The organism is Pseudomonas fluorescens, assembly GCF_001902145.1.
In the GTDB taxonomy this organism is placed as follows: Bacteria; Pseudomonadota; Gammaproteobacteria; order Pseudomonadales; family Pseudomonadaceae; genus Aquipseudomonas; species Aquipseudomonas fluorescens_BV.
Map to the genome: position 1 here is coordinate 207185 of NZ_MRST01000022.1, position 18678 is coordinate 225862.

The window sequence follows — 18678 nt, forward strand, 5'->3', positions numbered from 1 at the left end:
GGTAAGTCGATTCCCATGAAACGCACCGGCCGCACCCTGGTTCTGGGCTGCCTGTTGCTCCTTCAACCGCTACTGGCACATGCCCAGGCCGGCGGCAACTCGTTGTTAATCCCAGCGATGGGTCGTTGCACCCTCAATACCCCGCCAGAGAGCCAGGCCGAAGCCCTGAGCGCGTGCCAGAAACAGGCCGAGGAAGGGGATGCGCAAGCGCAATACGAGTTGGGCGAGTACTACCACGACAGCAAGAACCCGGCCGTTGACCTCAACAAAGCGTTGAGCTACTTCGAGAAAGCCTCGCTGCAGGGCCACGCCCAGGCGCAATACCAGTTGGGCAACATGTTCTTCAAAGGCGAAGGCGTGCCGGCCAACAACGTCCAGGCGTACATCGTGCTGAAAATGGCCGCGGTCAACGGCGCCGAAGACGCACTGGACACTGCCGACGAAGTCGCCGAGCACATGCAGCGCGATGAACTGGAAGTCGCCACCCAGGTGCTGGGGCAGATTTTCCGCAACTATCTGCAGGAATTGCAGAGTGCCGATGGGCGTTCGCCGTTCTCCCCCCTTCCCTGATTTTTTGTAGACCTTACATCGCTATCGCAGGCAAGCCAGCTCCCACTTTCGACCGCGTTTCAATGCTGGAATGCGGTCAACTGTGGGAGCTGGCTTGCCTGCGATAGGCACACCTCGGTCTAAAGCCTTACTTCTCAGGCATCGGCATCGGGAACGGCATCACATTGCTCATGCCCCGAGCCTCACTGATCTTCGGCGTCCCCAGGCGCTCGACTTCATCGATGCGCACAATCGAATGCATCGGCACAAAGCTGCGCACCACGCCTTCGAACTGGGCCTTGAGCTTTTCTTCGCCCGGATCGACCACCAACTGGGTGCGCTCGCCAAAGACGAACTCTTCCACCTCCAGGAAGCCCCACAGATCACTTTGATAGATCTGCTTGGCGTACATTTCGAACACCTGGCCCTGGTTGAGGAAAATCACCTTATAGATTGGAGCTTCACGTTTGGTCATGGTGGGCGAACAACACATGGGGATATAAAAGAGGGCGCGAACTATAGCATGGCACCCGATGCACAGCGCTAGGAACCGATGGGCATGACCCCTATAATGCGCGGTTCTTTACCACCAGTTGACGATTCCCATGGCCAAGAAGCTTTACATCGAAACCCACGGTTGCCAGATGAACGAGTACGACAGCTCGCGCATGGTCGACTTGCTGGGCGAACACCAGGCCCTGGAAGTCACTGCCCGTGCCGAAGATGCCGACGTGATCCTGCTCAATACCTGCTCGATCCGCGAGCGGGCCCAGGACCGTGTGTATTCGCAACTGGGCCGCTGGCGCGAATTGAAACTGGCCAACCCGGACATGGTGATCGCCGTCGGCGGTTGCGTGGCCAGCCAGGAAGGCGCCGCGATCCGCGACCGCGCGCCCTATGTCGATGTGGTGTTCGGCCCGCAGACCCTGCACCGCTTGCCAGAGATGATCGACGCCGCGCGCGCCACCAAGCTGCCGCAGGTTGACGTGTCGTTCCCCGAAATCGAAAAATTCGACCATCTGCCCGAACCGCGCATCGATGGGCCAAGCGCCTATGTGTCGGTGATGGAAGGCTGCAGCAAGTACTGCACCTTCTGCGTAGTGCCTTACACCCGTGGCGAAGAAGTCAGCCGGCCGTTTGACGATGTGCTGTCGGAAATCATCCATCTGGCTGAAAACGGCGTGCGAGAAGTGACCTTGCTGGGCCAGAACGTCAACGGTTACCGCGGCCTGACCGACGACGGGCGTCTGGCCGACCTGGCGGAATTGATCCGCGTGGTCGCCGCCGTCGATGGCATCGAGCGCATCCGCTACACCACCTCGCACCCGCTGGAGTTTTCCGACAGCCTGATCCAGGCCCACGCCGAAGTGCCAGAGCTGGTCAAGCACCTGCACTTGCCGGTGCAATCGGGTTCGGACCGCATTCTGTCGGCAATGAAGCGCAACCACACTGCGCTGGAATACAAATCCAAACTGCGCAAACTGCGCGCCGCCGTGCCGGGCATTTGCATCAGTTCGGACTTTATCGTCGGCTTCCCGGGCGAAACCGAGAAAGACTTCCAGCAGACCATGAAGCTGATCGAAGACGTCGGTTTCGACTTCTCCTACTCGTTCGTCTACAGCCAGCGCCCGGGCACACCGGCTGCCGACCTGCTGGACGAAACCCCGGAAGCGTTGAAAAAAGAGCGCCTGAACGCGCTGCAACATCGCCTCAATCAACAGGGCTTTGAAATCAGCCGACAAATGGTCGGTTCGATCCAGCGCATTCTGGTGACCGATTATTCGAAGAAAGACCCGGGTGAATTGCAGGGTCGTACCGAGAACAACCGAATCGTCAACTTCCGCTGTGACAATCCCACGCTGATCGGCCAGTTTGCCGATGTGCACATCGATGCGGCGCAACCGCACTCGTTGCGCGGCTCGTTGATCCAGTAACCCATCGATATTTTTGTCTGATGGAGATCGAAATGTGGGAGCGGGCTTGCTCGCGAATGCAGTGTGTCAGTCGGCATATGCGTCGACTGACACACTGCATTCGCGAGCAAGCCCGCTCCCACATGGGATCCGCGCCACACTCGGGCTATTTAAGTGCTTTCGCACACCGGCGCCTGGCGTTATTCTCTCTCTCACCTCATCAGCCAAAGGGCGGCTAAAAGCAACCTTGAACGCACCCATAGCAGAACCCCATCGTTTTATCCTCGAGCCTTTTGAGGCTCGCCGTTTCGCCAACCTGTGCGGACAGTTCGACGAGCACCTGCGCCTGATCGAACAACGCCTGAGCATCGAGATCCGTAACCGCGGCAATCAGTTCGAGCTCATTGGTGAACCCCAACACACCACGTCTGCAGAAAACCTGCTGCGCCGTCTCTACCGTGAAACCAAGGGTAGCGAGCTGTCGCCGGAGACCGTGCACCTGTACCTGCAGGAGTCGGCTGTGGAAGACCTGGCCAATAACCCGGTGGCCGAAGCCAGCGTGGCCTTGCGTACCAAAAAAGGCATGATTCGCCCACGCGGCTTGAATCAGCAGAAGTACGTCAAGGAAATCCTGGGCAACGACATCAACTTCGGCATCGGCCCGGCCGGTACCGGCAAGACCTACCTCGCGGTGGCCTGCGCCGTCGACGCCCTGGAGCGCGAGCAAGTGCGGCGCATCCTGCTGGTGCGCCCAGCGGTCGAGGCCGGCGAAAAGCTCGGTTTCCTGCCCGGCGACCTGGCCCAGAAGATCGACCCGTACCTGCGCCCGCTCTACGACGCGCTGTACGAGATGCTCGGCTTTGAATACGTGGCCAAGCTGATCGAGCGCCAGGTGATCGAGATCGCCCCACTGGCCTACATGCGTGGCCGTACGCTCAACAACAGCTTCATCATCCTCGACGAAAGCCAGAACACCACCGTCGAGCAGATGAAGATGTTCCTCACCCGTATCGGTTTCGGCTCCACTGCCGTGATCACGGGCGACATCACCCAGGTCGACCTGCCCAAGGGCACCAAGTCGGGCCTGGGCCAGGTGATCGAAGTGCTCAAGGACGTGCCGGGTATCAGCTTCACGCACTTCATGCCCAAGGACGTGGTACGCCACCCGCTGGTGCAGCGCATTGTCGAAGCCTACGAGCGTTTCGAACACCGCGACGACGCGCCCGCCAAGGACGCTCGCCACGATGCTTGAGCTAGACCTGCAGCTGGCCACCGACGCGCCCGCCCCCAGTGAAGCCCAGTTCCGCCAATGGTGTGAGCTGGCCTTGCGCCAGCGCACCGCTGACTCGGAGCTGACCATTCGTCTGGTGGACGAGGCCGAAGGCCGTGAGCTGAACCACACCTGGCGCCAGAAAGACTACGCGACCAACGTGCTGTCCTTCCCCGCCGACGTACCCGACGAATTGCTGGATATCCCGTTGCTGGGCGACCTGGTGATCTGCGTCGCGGTGGTCGAGCGCGAAGCGGCCGAACAAGGCAAGGAACTTGAGGCCCATTGGGCCCATCTAGTCATCCACGGCTGCTTGCATCTCTTGGGTTACGACCATATAGACGATGACGAAGCCGAGGAAATGGAAGCACTGGAACGAACGTTGCTTGCAGAATTGGGTCACCGCGACCCGTATGCAGACGACGAAAGCTGATCAACACTCAACTGTCATATCAAAGGATTTAGAGTAATCGCTATGAGCGAAGACCGATCGAGCAACGGGCAGAAGTCATGGCTGGGTAAACTGACCCAGGCTTTTGCCCACGAGCCGAAAAACCGCCAGGAGCTCTTGGAGCTGCTGCGCGATGCACACCAGAACAAGTTACTGGACAGCGAAGCGCTGGCCATCGTCGAGGGCGCCATCCAGGTGGCTGACCTGCAAGTACGCGACATCATGGTCCCGCGCTCGCAGATGATCAGCATCAAGGCGACCCAGACCCCACGGGAGTTCCTCCCGGCCGTGATCGACTCGGCGCATTCGCGCTACCCGGTGATCGGTGAGAGCCATGACGACGTCATGGGCGTGCTGCTGGCCAAGGACCTGCTGCCGTTGATCCTCCAGGAGAACGGTGACAGCTTCAACATCAAGGACCTGCTGCGCCCGGCCACCTTCGTGCCCGAGTCCAAGCGCCTGAATGTGCTGCTGCGCGAGTTCCGCGCCAACCACAATCACATGGCCATTGTGATTGACGAATACGGCGGCGTGGCCGGCCTGGTCACCATCGAGGACGTGCTGGAGCAGATCGTCGGCGACATCGAAGACGAGCACGACGTCGAAGAAGACAGCTACATCAAGCCGCTGCCCAGCGGTGACTTCCTGATCAAGGCGCTGACGCCCATCGAGAACTTCAACGAGTTCTTCGACAGCGAGTTCTCGGACGATGAGTTCGACACCGTCGGCGGCCTGGTGATGAGTGCGTTCGGGCACCTGCCCAAGCGTAATGAAACCACCGAGATCGGCGCGTATCGCTTCCGCATCCTGAATGCTGATAGCCGCCGTATCCATCTGATCCGTTTGACACCCATCGCCCGCTAAGGACTGACATGCGCCGTATGATCGCACCCGGCTGGCCCGGTAATTTGCTGGCCGTGGTGGCCGGCGCCATCACGACCCTGGCGCTGGCACCGTTCGATATCTGGCCGTTGGCGCTGGTAGCGGTCGGCCTGTTCTATATTGGCCTGCGGGAGCTGACACCCCGCCAGGCCCTGGGCCGTGGCTGGTGTTTCGGCTTCGGCCTGTTTGGTGCCGGCACCAGTTGGATCTACTACAGCATCCACCACTTCGGCGGCGCTTCGGTGCTGCTGGCGGGGTTCCTGATGCTGCTGTTCACCGCCGCCATCGCCTGGTTCTTTGCCCTGCCCGCCTGGCTATGGGCGCGCTGGTTGCGCCGTAACGAAGCACCGCTAGCGGATGCATTGACGTTCGCCGCGTTGTGGGTCGGCCAGGAAGCCTTTCGTGGCTGGTTCCTGACCGGTTTCCCGTGGCTGTACTCCGGTTACAGTCAACTCGACGGGCCGTTGACCGGCCTCGCGCCATTGGGCGGGATGTGGCTGATTTCCTTCGCGCTGGCACTCACCGCCGCATTGCTGTGCAACCTGCCGCGCCTGCTGGCCAGCAAGCGCAATGCCTTCATCGGCGCGGGCCTGTTATTGCTGGTTGCGCCCTGGGCGATTGGCCTGGCACTCAAGCATCACGCCTGGACATCGCCGTCTGGCGCGCCCCTGAGCGTGGCCGCGATCCAGGGCAACGTCGAGCAAAGCATGAAGTGGGACCCGGACCAGCTCAATGCACAGTTGGCGCTGTATCGCGACATGAGCCTGAGTTCCAAGCGTGTCGACCTGCTGATCTGGCCGGAAACCGCCGTGCCGGTGCTCAAGGAGTCCGTCGAGGGCTACCTGGGCATGATGGGTAAGTTTGCCGCCGACCGGGACAGTGCGTTGATCACCGGGGTACCGATTCGCCAGGAAGTGCACCACCAGAAGCGCTACTTCAACGGCATCACCGTAGTCGGCGAAGGCGACGGCACCTACCTCAAGCAAAAACTGGTGCCGTTTGGCGAGTACGTGCCGCTGCAAGATATGCTTCGCGGGCTGATTGCCTTCTTCGACCTGCCCATGTCGGACTTCGCCCGCGGCCCTTCTGACCAGGCCATGCTGCAGGCCAAGGGTTATCAGATTGCGCCGTTCATTTGCTATGAAGTGGTGTACCCCGAATTCGCCGCCGGCCTGTCGGCCCAGAGCGACCTGCTGCTGACCATCAGCAACGACACCTGGTTCGGCCGCTCCATCGGCCCGCTGCAGCATCTGCAAATGGCGCAAATGCGTGCGCTGGAGGCTGGCCGCTGGATGATCCGCGCCACCAACAACGGCGTGACCGGGCTGATCAACCCGTTTGGGCAGATCACCGCGCAGATCCCGCAGTTCGAGCGTGGCATTCTTTACGGCGAAGTGGTGCCGATGCACAACCTCACGCCGTACCTGCAATGGCGTTCGTGGCCGTTGATCATTGTGTGTGTGCTGCTGTTTGGCTGGGCACTGTTGGCTGCTCGGATGGCCAAAACGCTCTAAAAGATGCTACACAAGCCATGCAGGAGTGGGCTTATGTGGGAGCGGGCTTGCTCGCGAATACGGCGTATCAGTTAACGAAAATGTTGACTGGCGCACCGTATTCGCGAGCAAGCCCGCTCCCACATTTTGATCTGCACTTTAATCAGTAGGGTCAGCGGTAGAACAACCGATACCCCACCTGCCCCACCGCTTCATTGATCAACTGCCCGCTTTGCCACACCGCCTTGACCTCCGGCATCCAGCCACCCAGCGGTCGGCCATGGTCCACACCCAGAAAGCCCACCGGCCCTGGCACCACGGTGAAGCCGGCCTTCTCGAAACTCCACACCGAGCGCGGCATGTGCCAGGCCTGGGTCACTACCACCACACGCTTGATGCCTTGGGGCAATAGAATCTCGGCGCTCATCTGGGCGTTTTCCCAGGTGGTGCGGCTGCGCTCTTCTTTCCAGCGCACGGTCACACCGAAGTCATCCTGCATCGACACGGCCATCAGCTCGGCCTCACTGGGCGGCGTACCGTAATGCAAGCCGCCGCTGGTCAGCACCGGTAATCCGGATGCCTTGGCCAGCCGCGCGGCAAAACGCTCACGCTCCAGGCCAATACCGGTGGGCTGGTCGCTGCCCCACGCAATGTCTCCACGCTCGCGCCCCGAGCCCAGCACCACAATCGCATCGGCCCGCTGGGCCAGGCTGGCCCAGTCTTCCCGGGCCAAAGGCGGCTCTGTCTCCAGGGCACGGGCGCCCCATTGCACCATCACTGGCAGGCTGATCAACCACATCCCGCCCAGCCCCAGGGCAAAGCACAAGCCCGCCAGGCGCGGACGGCTGCGGCGAAACCACCAGGCACACGCCAACAACAGCAGAAAAATACCGGGCGGCAACAACAGTTGTTTAATGAAATAACGAAAAGGCATCGGGCATCTCCAAAGATGCCCGAAGCCTAGATGCATCGGGGTTTTGCAACAATCCTTACCGACAACATTTTGATAACGCTAACGGATAACGCGGGGCTCACTTGCACCGCACGGACCGGAAGTTCTCTGGCCCGCGGCCGGCCGCCAGGTCTTTGAGCCAGATGACCTTGGCCGAATGAGCGGGCGGGGAAGCCTGCCCATGGGAGGCGCGGTCGTGATTCAACGCCAGGTAGTTCTTGATCAATTCAAGCTCCGCCTGGCTCAAGCCTCGCAACTCCAGCTCCAGAGGCCGTTCATCACGCAATCGGCCTGCGGTTCTTGCGGCATCCAATGCCCGACCCAAACGGTCGATCAATCCTTCATACAACTGCGGTTTCGTTAAAGTTCGCTGCGATTCAACCATCCCCTCACCTCATTGAAGAAATACTTGCTCCCCACTAAACAGCGTAGCCCCCGTTGCTGCGCCTGCCCGGTGCCGCGACAGACGGCCCTTGGCGCGCAATCAGGGTTTCCCTCGATAGAGTGGGGTCATGTATGCTACGGCGCTTCCTGTAACTCCACTTCCCGCAGGGTTTGGGCACGGACGCGCCGCTTCTTGGTGTCGAACAACCCGGACAGTGCACCGAAGAGGATTAGGCCACCCCTATCCAGTTCAAAAGTAGCCATGCACGAACAATATCAGCCCCGTGAAATAGAAAATGCCGCCCAAACCTTCTGGGACGAGCAGAAGTCCTTTGAAGTCAGTGAACAGCCAGGCAAGGAGACTTACTACTGCCTATCGATGTTCCCTTACCCCAGCGGCAAGCTACACATGGGGCATGTGCGCAACTACACCATCGGCGACGTGATTTCGCGCTACCAGCGCATGCTCGGCAAGAACGTGCTGCAACCCATGGGTTGGGACGCCTTCGGCATGCCGGCAGAAAACGCCGCGATGAAAAACAACGTGGCTCCCGCCAAGTGGACCTACGAAAACATCGCCTACATGAAGACCCAGCTGCGCAGCCTGGGCCTGGCGGTGGACTGGTCCCGCGAGGTCACCACCTGCAAGCCGGATTACTACCGTTGGGAACAATGGCTGTTCACGCGCCTGTTCGAAAAAGGTGTGATCTACAAAAAAAGCGGCACCGTGAACTGGGACCCGATCGACCAGACCGTACTGGCCAACGAACAGGTCATCGACGGTCGCGGCTGGCGTTCCGGCGCGCTGATCGAGAAGCGCGAAATCCCGATGTACTACTTCAAGATCACCGCCTACGCGGATGAACTGTTGTCGAGCCTTGACGATCTGCCGGGCTGGCCTGAACAGGTCAAGACCATGCAGCGCAACTGGATCGGCAAATCCAAGGGCATGGAAGTGCAGTTCCCGTACAACGTCGACTCCATCGGCGAAGCCGGCGCACTCAAGGTGTTCACCACCCGCCCCGACACCCTGATGGGCGCGACCTACGTCGCCGTGGCCGCCGAACACCCGCTGGCCACCCAGGCCGCACAGAACAACCCTGAGCTGCAGGCGTTCATCGCTGAATGCAAAGGCGGCAGCGTGGCCGAAGCCGATGTCGCCACCCAGGAGAAAAAAGGCCTGCCGACCGGCCTGTTCGTCGAGCACCCGTTGACCGGCGAGAAACTGCCAGTTTGGGTCGCCAACTACGTATTGATGCACTACGGCGATGGCGCCGTCATGGCCGTGCCGGCCCACGACGAGCGCGATTTCGAATTCGCCACCAAGTACAGCCTGCCTATCAAGTCGGTCGTGCGCACCAGCTCGGGTGATACCAACCCCGCTCCGTGGCAAGACGCCTACGGCGAGCACGGCACGCTGATCAACTCCGGCGAATTCGACGGCCTGGACTTCCAGGGCGCGTTCGACGCCATGGAAGTGGCCCTGATCAAGAAAAACCTCGGTGCCTCGCGCACCCAGTTCCGCCTGCGTGACTGGGGCATCAGCCGCCAGCGCTACTGGGGTTGCCCGATCCCGATCATCCACTGCCAAACCTGCGGTGACGTGCCGGTACCGGAAGACCAACTGCCGGTCGTGCTGCCAGAAGACGTGGTGCCGGATGGTGCTGGCTCGCCGTTGGCGCGCATGCCCGAGTTCTACGAGTGCAGCTGCCCTAAATGCGGCGCGCCGGCCAAGCGTGAAACCGACACCATGGACACCTTCGTCGAGTCCTCGTGGTATTACGCTCGTTATGCCTCGCCGCACTATGAAGGCGGCCTGGTGGAGAAATCCGCAGCCGACCATTGGTTGCCAGTGGATCAGTACATCGGTGGCATCGAACACGCCATCCTCCACCTGCTGTACGCGCGCTTCTTCCACAAGCTGATGCGTGACGAAGGCCTGGTGAGCTCCGATGAGCCATTCAAGAACCTGCTGACCCAGGGCATGGTGATCGCCGACACTTACTATCGCCGCGAAGCCAATGGCGCCTACACCTGGTTCAACCCGGCGGATGTCGAGCTTGAGCGTGACAGCAAGGCCAAGGTCATCAGCGCGAAGCTGAAAGCCGACGGCCTGCCGGTGGAAATCGGTGGCACCGAGAAGATGGCCAAGTCCAAGAACAACGGCGTCGACCCACAGTCGATGATCGATCAGTTCGGCGCCGACACCTGCCGCCTGTTCATGATGTTCGCCTCGCCGCCTGACATGAGCGCCGAATGGTCCGACTCGGGCGTCGAAGGCTCGCACCGTTTCCTCAAGCGTGTCTGGCGCCTGGCCCACGCTCATGTCAGCCAGGGCCTGCCGGGCAAGCTGGATATCGGCGCGTTGAACGACGAGCAGAAAGCCGTTCGCCGCAGCATCCACCTGGCTATCCGCCAGGCCAGCCAGGACGTCGGGCAGAACCACAAATTCAACACCGCCATCGCCCAGGTGATGACGCTGATGAACGTGCTGGAAAAAGCCTCGCAGGCGACCGAACAAGACCGTGCGCTGATCCAGGAAGGCCTGGAAACAGTTACCCTGTTGCTCGCGCCGATCACGCCGCACATCAGCCATGAACTGTGGAGCCGTCTAGGCCACAGCGGTGCCGTCATCGATGCCGCCTGGCCGGTGCAGGATGACAGCGCCCTGGTACAGGACACGCTGCAACTGGTCATCCAGGTTAACGGTAAACTGCGTGGCCAGATCGACATGCCGGCCAGCGCCAGCCGTGAAGAGGTTGAAGCAGCTGCACGTATCAATGAGAACGTGCTGCGCTTTACCGAAGGCCTGACCATCCGCAAGGTGATCGTGGTGCCCGGCAAACTGGTCAATATCGTCGCCAGCTAAATCGGATCGGGCGCGGGGCTTGGGCCCCGCGCCGAACTAAACCTTTAGGGCCCGATAAGGCCCACCTGGTTTCAAGGGGAGCAACAAAATGATCAAACGCAATCTGCTGGTTATGGGCCTTGCCGTGCTGTTGAGCGCTTGCGGCTTCCAGCTGCGCGGCACCGGCACCAATGAGTTGTCGCTCAAGGAACTCGACGTCAGCGCCCGCAACGCCTACGGCGAAACCGTCACCCAGCTGCGCCAGACCCTGGAAAACAGCGGTGTGCACGTGTACAACGGCGCAACCTACAAACTGATCCTGACGGATGAGCGAGAAACCCAGCGCAATATCAGCTACGCCAGTGCTGGCCGTGCGTCCGACGTCGAGTTGAACACGGCGCTGATGTTCGAAATACAAGGCCGTGATCAGTTGCCGTTGATGGGTGACAAGATTCAGGTGCAGAAAGTGGTGAGCCACGATGGCAACAACCTGGTGGGTTCGGACTCCGAGACCATCCAGGTGCGCAAGGAAATGCGTCGTGAGCTGATCCAGCGCATGATGACTCGCCTGCAAATGCTCACCCCGGAAAAACTGGCTGAGCTGCAGCAAGTTGCCGATAACAAGGCCAAGGCTGACGCCGACGCCCTGAAAGCTGCGCAGGAATATGAAGACAACACACCGAAACAGTCGCCTGTTGAAGTCCCTGTCGAGTAAGCCAGACGGGGCGCCCCTGGCGCCCCGTTCGCCCCGCCTATGAAACTTGCCCCCGCCCAACTCGCCAAACACCTGCAAGGTGGCCTTGCGCCTGTGTACATCGTCAGCGGCGACGACCCGCTGCTGTGCCAGGAAGCAGCCGACGCTATCCGCACCGCCGCACGCCAGCAAGGCTTCGATGAACGCCAGGTGTTCAGCGCCGACGCCAGTTTCGACTGGGGCACGCTGCTGCAAGCTGGCGCGAGCATGTCGCTGTTTGCCGAGAAACGCCTGCTGGAACTGCGCCTGCCCTCGGGCAAGCCGGGTGATAAAGGCGCGGCGGCCTTGATGGAATACTGCTCGCGCCCCGCCGAGGACACCGTGTTGCTGGTCAGCCTGCCCAAGCTCGACGGCAGCGCGCAGAAAACCAAGTGGGGCAAGGCCCTGGTAGAAGGTCCACAGACTCAGTTCATCCAGATCTGGCCGGTGGACAGCAACCAGTTGCCGCAGTGGATTCGTCAGCGCCTGTCGCAATCAGGGCTCGCGGCGACACAGGATGCCGTGGAGCTGATCGCCGCTCGGGTCGAGGGCAACCTGCTTGCCGCCGCCCAGGAGATCGAAAAGCTCAAGCTGATGGCTGAAGACGGGCAGATCACCGTCGAAACCGTGCAAGGCGCAGTGGCCGATAGTGCGCGCTTTGATGTGTTCGGCCTGGTGGACGCCATCCTCAACGGCGAGCCCGCCCACGCCCTGCGCATGCTCGAAGGCCTGCGCGGCGAAGGGGTGGAACCACCGGTGATTCTCTGGGCCCTGGCCCGTGAGCTGCGCGTGTTGGCGAACATTGCACTGCAATACAGCCAGGGCACACCGCTGGACAAATGCTTCAGCCTGGCCAGGCCACCGGTGTGGGACAAACGCAAACCCCTGATGAGCAAAGCTCTGCAACGGCACTCGGCGCAACGCTGGGCGCAACTGTTGCTGGAAGCGCAGCGCATCGATGCACAGATCAAAGGCCAGGCGGCCGGCTCGCCGTGGATGAGCCTGAGCCGTCTGTCGCTGTTGATGGCCGGCCAGCGCCTGGCGTTGCCCCCCGAATAATCCGGCTTCCAAAACACCCTACATTCCAATGTAGGAGCGAGCTTGCTCGCGAAAAACGTCAACGATAACGGGTATTTCCTGAATGAACGCGGCGCCTGTGGGTTTTTCGCGAGCAAGCTCGCTCCTACAGGGGGTCGTCGACGGGCTTTACAGCCGGGTCACTTCGGCAGATGATTTGCACCGTTGCAGTCCACCCCCAAGCGAGAGAATCCATCATGAGCAAAAAGCCATCCAAGCATGGCCCCAACAAGGCCAAATCCATCATCGCCCAGCCACTGTTCCGCAGCCGTCAGGAACGCGCCGGCAAGGGCAAAGGCAGCTACCGCCGCGAAGCCTTCCAGTCTAATAGCTGGGAGGCTTCTTACTTTCTGGCTGCCTGAAGGCAAGCGCCCCTCTGGCATGATAAGGTCTGTACCTGATTTGTAACCCCTGGACCTGTGCATGCCCTCTCGTCTTTCTCGTCATTGGCACCTACGCCAATTGATCGCTGCCTCCAGCCTCATTCTGCTCGTCGCCTGCGCCGAAAAACCTACCGCTGCGGACGCTCAACCCCTGCCCAAGCTCCAGACGGCCCCGGCTATCGCGCCTGCCGTGGTTGCCCCGTTGGCGGTGGACAATCTCGATATCCAGCCGACCCAGACCTTTGCCGAATGGCAGGCTGGCTTCCGTGCTCAGGCGCTGCAAGCCGGGATCACTGCGGCCGTGTTCGATAGCGCTTTTGCCGGCGTCACCCCTGATATGGCGGTGATTCGCGCCGACCGCAGCCAACCGGAATTTTCCCGCCCGGTGTGGGAATACCTCGACGGTGCACTGTCGCCAGTGCGCGTGCGCAATGGCCAGGCACTGCTGGTCAAGTACGCCGATATTCTGCAAAGCATCGAGCAGCGCTATGGCGTCGACCGCCAGGCGCTGGTCTCGGTGTGGGGTATGGAGAGCAACTTCGGCACTTTCCAGGGCAATAACTCGGTGATCCGCTCCTTGGCCACCCTGGCCTATGAAGGACGTCGTCCGGCCTTTGCGCAAGCGCAGTTGCTGGCAGCGCTGCAGATCATCCAGCATGGCGATATTCAGGCCGACCAGATGAAAGGTTCCTGGGCCGGGGCGATGGGCCAGACCCAGTTCATCCCGACCACCTATAACACCCATGCGGTGGACTTCGACGGTGATGGTCGCCGCGATATCTGGAACAGCCCGTCCGACGCCCTCGCCTCCACGGCGCATTACCTGCAAAGCTCCGGGTGGCAGAAAGGCCAGCCATGGGGCGTTGAAGTGCAGCCACTGCCGTCGGGCTTCGACTACAGCCTGGCCGATGGCGGCGTACGCAAAACGGTCGCGCAATGGCTGCAACTGGGCATCCAACTCCCCCCTGGCGTGAGCCTGCCGGCGAATGTCGACCAGCTGTCTGCCGCCCTGCTGCTGCCGGCCGGCTACCGCGGCCCGGCGTTCCTGGTCTTGGATAACTTCCGCGCGATCCTCAAGTACAACAATTCGTCGTCCTATGCACTGGCGGTTGGCTTGCTGTCGGAGCGATTTGGCGGTGGCGGTGTGATTCGGGGCAGTTGGCCAAAAGATGAGTTGCCACTGAGCCGTTCGCAACGCATCGACCTGCAGACGGCGCTCAGCGCCAAGGGGTACGACGCGGGGAATGCCGACGGGATTATTGGCGCCAACACGCGCAAGGCGATTCGTGCTGCACAGCAAGCGCTGGGCTGGCCGGCGGATGGGTATCCGACGGTGAAATTGCTGGAATCGCTGCAGGGTCAGTAAACCGCGACCACCGCCATCGCAGGCAAGCCAGCTCCCACACTTGGAATGCATTTCAAAATGTGGGAGGGGGCTTGCTCCCGATTGGCCCTGATAAGCGACAACTAACTCAGGCCTTGAACACTACATCCTGCTCCAACACCACCCGCTGCTCCCCCGCATCCAGACGCACCAAGGCGCCCAACGGCAATGTCAGGTTCGGGTCGCAATGCCCACTGCGCCAGCCCGCCAGCACCGGAATGCACAACGGCTCGAAGGTCTGCTTCAGCAGACGTGCCAACGCCCCGCTATCCACACCAGCCACATCCCCTACAAGCACACCGGCGACCTGGGCCAGCTTGCCAGCCAGGCGCAGGTGCGTCAGCAGGCGGTCGATGCGATAGAGCGGTTCGTTGACGTCTTCGAAAAACAGGATGATGCCATCGGCGTCTATTTCGTACGGCGTGCCCATGACTGCGGCGATCATCGACAAGTTACCGCCCAGCAAGCGCCCACAGGCCACGCCTGGCTCGATTGTGGTCAGCGCGTAGGCCATCGGGTGCGGCAGCACACTGCCGGCGCCCCGTTGGCCACGCAGCAGGCTGAACAAGGAGGATTCGGTGGGTGGCTGTTTGCCGCCGAGCAGGTCGGCGTTGAGCATCGGGCCATGGAACGTCACAAAGCCCGCATAGCGGTTGATGGCCAGGTGCAAGGCGGTGATATCGCTGTAGCCCACGAACGGCTTGGGGTTGGCGCGCAGCAGGTCGAAGTCCAGCGCATCGAGCAAACGGGGCGTGCCATAGCCGCCACGCAGGCAGAGGATGGCATCGATGTCGGGGTTGGCGAAGGCGGCATGCAAATCGCGAAGGCGCACTTCATCGCTACCGGCCAGGTAGCCGTCGCGCTCGTGCACACCAGGGAAAATGTGCAGGTCGTAGCCACGGGCACGCATCCATTGCCTGGCTTTTTCAACATCCAGCGCGGCGGGGCCGGCGGGGGCGATCAGGCCGAGGGTGCCTTCGGGGCGCAGTGCAGGTACGGCGACGGTCATCCAGGGTTCTCACTATATGACGCAGAACGAAATGTGGGAGCTGGCTTGCCTGCGATGCAAGCGCCTCGGTGTATCAGTCACACCGAGGTGATGCTATCGCAGGCAAGCCAGCTCCCACACAAGCCCGCATTTCACATTCATTCTGGGGGCGGCTTACGAGACCAGGCTCGCCTTGACCAACTTGGCCTGCTCATCGGCGTGGTACGAAGACCGCACCAACGGGCCCGAGGCCACGTTCTTGAAGCCCATCTTGTAGCCTTCCTCGGCGAACCAGGCGAAGGTGTCCGGGTGCACGAAGCGCTGCACCGGCAAGTGGCTGCGGGACGGTTGCAGGTACTGGCCCAGGGTCAGCATGTCGATGTCGTGTTCGCGCATGCGCTTCATGACTTCGATGACTTCTTCGTCGGTTTCACCCAGCCCCAACATCAAGCCGGATTTGGTCGGGATGTGCGGCATCATCTGCTTGAACTTCTGCAGCAGGGTCAGCGACCACTGGTAGTCCGAACCCGGGCGCGCAGCCTTGTACAGGCGCGGCACGGTTTCCAGGTTGTGGTTGAACACATCCGGCGGCTCGGCAGCGGTGATTTCCAGGGCGACGTCCATACGGCCACGGTAGTCCGGCACCAGGGTTTCGAGCATCACGTTCGGCGACAGCTTGCGGATCTCGCGGATGCAATCGGCAAAGTGCTGGGCACCACCGTCACGCAGGTCGTCGCGGTCTACCGATGTGATCACCACATACTTGAGCTTCAGGTCGGCGATGGCGATGGCCAGGCTTTCTGGCTCGTTGACGTCCAACGGCTTCGGACGGCCGTGGCCCACGTCGCAGAACGGGCAACGACGGGTGCAGATGTCACCCATGATCATGAAGGTGGCGGTGCCGCCGGAGAAGCACTCGCCCAGGTTCGGGCAGGAGGCTTCTTCGCATACGCTGTGCAACTTGTGTTTGCGCAGCAGCGACTTGATACGGTCGACTTCCGGCGAAACCGGGATGCGCACGCGAATCCAGTCAGGCTTCTTCGGCAGTTCGGTGGTCGGGATGATCTTGACCGGGATGCGTGCAACCTTCTCGGCGCCGCGCAGCTTGACGCCGGCTTCCACCTTGGCACGCGGGGCCGGGGCTGGACGCTCAGTGATGTCCAGCGTCGGGATCATGGTTTGCACAACATCAGTAGTCATATCAATCGATTCCGCCCGTCAGGGTCGTCTGCTCTGCATAGTCGAGGTGTTTGACGAGCTGCGCGCGCAGCCGGGCACTTACCTCGGCAAATTCTATGGATGTTGCATGGTCACTCAACTGGGTCATCGCAAGCCCGGCGTAACCGCACGGGTTGATTCGCCGGAACGGCGCCAGGTCCATGTCCACATTCAAGGCCAGGCCATGAAAGGAACAACCGTGGCGAATGCGCAGCCCCAGGGAGGCGATTTTCGCGCCATCCACGTACACACCCGGGGCATCGGGCTTGGCCACGGCGGTCACGCCGTAACCGGCCAACAGCTCGATCAGGCACGTCTCCATGCGGCTGACCAGGTCGCGCACGCCAAACCCCAGCTTGCGCACGTCCAGCAGCAGGTAGGCCACCAGTTGACCGGGCCCATGGTAAGTCACTTGACCCCCTCGGTCGACCTGCACCACCGGAATATCACCCGGCAGCAGCAAGTGCTCGGCCTTGCCGGCCTGGCCCTGAGTGAATACCGGCGGGTGTTCCACCAGCCAGATTTCATCCGGGGCCGAGGTGCCGCGCTCATTGGTAAAGCGCTGCATGGCATGCCAGACCGGCTCGTAGGCCATCCGGCCGAGCTCGCGAAAGCCCAGGACTTGCGACATCACAGCACCATATGCACGAAGCCGGTGGCTCGCAGTTCGCTGTTGATGTCGTAGAGCTGGTCTTGACCGGTCGCAACGATGTGCAACTGGATCGTGGTGTATTTGCCGGTAGAGCTTGATCGCTCATCCACACGCTGATCGTTGATCGTCGCGTGTTTACGCACGATATCGAGAATCAGGTCTTTACGGCCGACACCGGTATCGCTGATTACCTTGATGGGATAGTCCACCACCGGGAATTCGATCTTTGGCGCCTTTACTTCTTTATCGGTCATGGCGTAACGGCCTCGTAAGCGTAAGCCGTGGCGACGGGCAAAGCCCCGCGTCGGATCAACGCGGGGCTTTGCAGGTGCACACAATCAGTTGAACAAGCCGTAGAAGAATAGACGGATGCTATCCCATACGCGGCGCAAGATTCCACCTTCCTCGACAGCGTCCAGCGCGATCAGGTCGGCGCTGTGCACCACCTTGTCGTCCAGCTTGACTTCGACCTTACCGATCACATCACCCTTGGCGATTGGCGCAACCAATTGCGGGTTCAGGGTCATGCTGGCGGCGAGCTTTTTGAGCTGGCCTTTAGGCATGGTCAGGGTCAGGTCGTCGGCCAGGCCGGCCTTGACTTGCGAAGTCGCACCCTTCCACACCGGCGCGGTCGCCAGCTCAGCACCCTTCTGGTAGAAGGTCTGGGTTTCGAAGAAACGGAAGCCGTAAGTCAGCAGTTTTTGCGTCTCGGCCGCACGGGCCTGCTCGCTGTTGGTACCGAATACCACGGCGATCAGGCGCTGGCCATCACGTACGGCGGACGACACCATGCAGTAGCCGGCTTCGTCGGTGTGGCCGGTTTTCAGGCCATCGACGGTCTTGTCGCGCCACAGCAACAGGTTGCGGTTAGGCTGCTTGATGTTGTTCCAGAAGAACTCCTTCTGGGAGTAGATCGCATAGTGCACCGGGTCAACGCGGATGATGGCGCGCGCCAGGATCGCCATGTCATGAGCCGACGAATAGTGCTCTGGGTTCGGCAGGCCGGTCGGGTTCATGAAGTGGCTGTTGGTCATGCCCAACTCGCCGGCGGTCTTGTTCATCATGTCGGCGAAGGCGTCTTCGCTGCCGGCGATGTGCTCGGCCAGGGCGACGCTGGCGTCGTTACCGGACTGGATGATGATGCCGTGCAGCAGGTCGCTCACGGTGACTTGCGAACCCACCTTGATGAACATCCGCGAACCACCGGTGCGCCAGGCGTTTTCGCTGACGGTAACCGGGTCGTTTTCACCGATCTGGCCGCGACGGATTTCCAGGGTCGCGATGTAGGCGGTCATCAGCTTGGTCAGGCTGGCAGGCGGCAGGCGCACGTCACCGCCGTTTTCGACCAGCACGTTGCCACTGGCGGCGTCCATGAGGACCCACGACTTGGCGGCCAGTTGCGGGGAGGCCGGCACCATTTCAACCGCCCAGGCGGCCGGGGTGATGATCAGCGAGATAAGCAGGCACGTACGTTTGGCTAAGGTGGTGATGTTCATCCGTC

At 61.2% G+C, this 18678-nt stretch carries 19 protein-coding genes; 11 read left to right on the forward strand and 8 right to left on the reverse strand.

All coding sequences use genetic code 11. The annotated features are described in order from the left end of the window. Positions 1-15: 15 nt before the first annotated feature. Positions 16-570 carry a tetratricopeptide repeat protein gene (locus BUE92_RS10985; RefSeq protein WP_073523657.1) on the forward strand — a complete coding sequence of 185 codons (555 nt, stop codon included), beginning with the start codon at positions 16-18 and terminating at the stop codon, positions 568-570. 127 nt (positions 571-697) lie between these two features. Here the strand turns inward: BUE92_RS10985 and BUE92_RS10990 are convergent, their stop codons facing one another. Next, positions 698-1024: a DUF1820 family protein gene (locus BUE92_RS10990; RefSeq protein ID WP_003215457.1), complete on the reverse strand. Its 327-nt coding sequence runs from the start codon at positions 1022-1024 to the stop codon at positions 698-700. Between the two features lie 130 nt (positions 1025-1154). Between BUE92_RS10990 and miaB the strand changes: the two genes are divergently transcribed. The 5 genes from miaB to lnt all read left to right on the forward strand — a co-directional run bounded on the left by miaB (position 1155) and on the right by lnt (position 6579). Further along, positions 1155-2483 (forward strand): tRNA (N6-isopentenyl adenosine(37)-C2)-methylthiotransferase MiaB, encoded by a 1329-nt coding sequence (gene miaB, locus BUE92_RS10995; RefSeq protein ID WP_073523659.1) that lies wholly within the window; start codon positions 1155-1157, stop codon positions 2481-2483. A 226-nt stretch (positions 2484-2709) separates the two neighbouring features. Next, positions 2710-3714, forward strand: a complete 1005-nt coding sequence (locus BUE92_RS11000) for a PhoH family protein (protein WP_019818064.1) — start codon at positions 2710-2712, stop codon at positions 3712-3714. Then, positions 3707-4165: an rRNA maturation RNase YbeY gene (gene ybeY, locus BUE92_RS11005; protein ID WP_003194442.1), complete on the forward strand. Its 459-nt coding sequence runs from the start codon at positions 3707-3709 to the stop codon at positions 4163-4165. Before BUE92_RS11000 ends, ybeY begins: the two co-directional genes overlap by 8 nt. 42 nt (positions 4166-4207) lie before the next feature. Then, a complete protein-coding gene (locus BUE92_RS11010; RefSeq protein WP_073523662.1) occupies positions 4208-5047 on the forward strand; it encodes an HlyC/CorC family transporter in 840 nt (279 codons plus the stop codon). An 8-nt stretch (positions 5048-5055) separates the two neighbouring features. Further along, a complete protein-coding gene (lnt, locus tag BUE92_RS11015; protein ID WP_073523664.1) occupies positions 5056-6579 on the forward strand; it encodes an apolipoprotein N-acyltransferase in 1524 nt (507 codons plus the stop codon). A 151-nt stretch (positions 6580-6730) separates the two neighbouring features. On the opposite strand, the gene BUE92_RS11020 is transcribed toward lnt, so the two are convergent. Together BUE92_RS11020 and BUE92_RS11025 are read right to left on the reverse strand one after the other, a co-directional pair. After that, positions 6731-7492, reverse strand: a complete 762-nt coding sequence (locus BUE92_RS11020) for a YdcF family protein (RefSeq protein WP_073523666.1) — start codon at positions 7490-7492, stop codon at positions 6731-6733. Between the two features lie 97 nt (positions 7493-7589). Then, positions 7590-7895 carry a hypothetical protein gene (locus tag BUE92_RS11025; RefSeq protein WP_073523668.1) on the reverse strand — a complete coding sequence of 102 codons (306 nt, stop codon included), beginning with the start codon at positions 7893-7895 and terminating at the stop codon, positions 7590-7592. A 261-nt stretch (positions 7896-8156) separates the two neighbouring features. On the opposite strand from BUE92_RS11025, the gene leuS reads away from it, so the two are divergent. The 5 genes from leuS (at position 8157) to BUE92_RS11050 (ending at position 14301) form a co-directional block, all read left to right on the forward strand. Then, positions 8157-10763 (forward strand): leucine--tRNA ligase, encoded by a 2607-nt coding sequence (gene leuS / locus BUE92_RS11030; RefSeq protein ID WP_003194453.1) that lies wholly within the window; start codon positions 8157-8159, stop codon positions 10761-10763. An 88-nt stretch (positions 10764-10851) separates the two neighbouring features. Further along, a complete protein-coding gene (locus tag BUE92_RS11035) occupies positions 10852-11457 on the forward strand; it encodes an LPS-assembly lipoprotein LptE (RefSeq protein WP_014720078.1) in 606 nt (201 codons plus the stop codon). 39 nt (positions 11458-11496) lie between these two features. Then, a complete protein-coding gene (gene holA / locus BUE92_RS11040; protein WP_073523670.1) occupies positions 11497-12534 on the forward strand; it encodes a DNA polymerase III subunit delta in 1038 nt (345 codons plus the stop codon). 215 nt (positions 12535-12749) lie between these two features. Further along, positions 12750-12914, forward strand: a complete 165-nt coding sequence (gene arfA / locus BUE92_RS11045; protein WP_003176285.1) for an alternative ribosome rescue factor ArfA — start codon at positions 12750-12752, stop codon at positions 12912-12914. A 61-nt stretch (positions 12915-12975) separates the two neighbouring features. Further along, positions 12976-14301, forward strand: coding sequence for a lytic murein transglycosylase (locus BUE92_RS11050; protein WP_073523672.1), 1326 nt, complete (start codon positions 12976-12978; stop codon positions 14299-14301). 106 nt (positions 14302-14407) lie between these two features. Here BUE92_RS11050 and BUE92_RS11055 read toward each other — a convergent pair whose 3' ends face one another. From BUE92_RS11055 to BUE92_RS11075, 5 genes are all read right to left on the reverse strand, one after another. Next, the gene (locus BUE92_RS11055; RefSeq protein ID WP_073523674.1) at positions 14408-15328 is read right to left on the reverse strand and encodes a S66 peptidase family protein; all 921 of its coding nucleotides are present in this window, start codon (positions 15326-15328) and stop codon (positions 14408-14410) included. A gap of 153 nt (positions 15329-15481) precedes the next feature. Beyond that, a complete protein-coding gene (lipA, locus tag BUE92_RS11060; RefSeq protein WP_161794304.1) occupies positions 15482-16483 on the reverse strand; it encodes a lipoyl synthase in 1002 nt (333 codons plus the stop codon). 25 nt (positions 16484-16508) lie between these two features. Next, the gene (gene lipB / locus BUE92_RS11065) at positions 16509-17156 is read right to left on the reverse strand and encodes a lipoyl(octanoyl) transferase LipB (protein ID WP_073523676.1); all 648 of its coding nucleotides are present in this window, start codon (positions 17154-17156) and stop codon (positions 16509-16511) included. Continuing rightward, a complete protein-coding gene (locus BUE92_RS11070; RefSeq protein WP_073523678.1) occupies positions 17156-17431 on the reverse strand; it encodes a DUF493 domain-containing protein in 276 nt (91 codons plus the stop codon). Before BUE92_RS11070 ends, lipB begins: the two co-directional genes overlap by 1 nt. An 84-nt stretch (positions 17432-17515) precedes the next feature. After that, a complete protein-coding gene (locus tag BUE92_RS11075) occupies positions 17516-18673 on the reverse strand; it encodes a D-alanyl-D-alanine carboxypeptidase family protein (protein WP_073523680.1) in 1158 nt (385 codons plus the stop codon). Between the last annotated feature and the right edge of the window lie 5 nt (positions 18674-18678).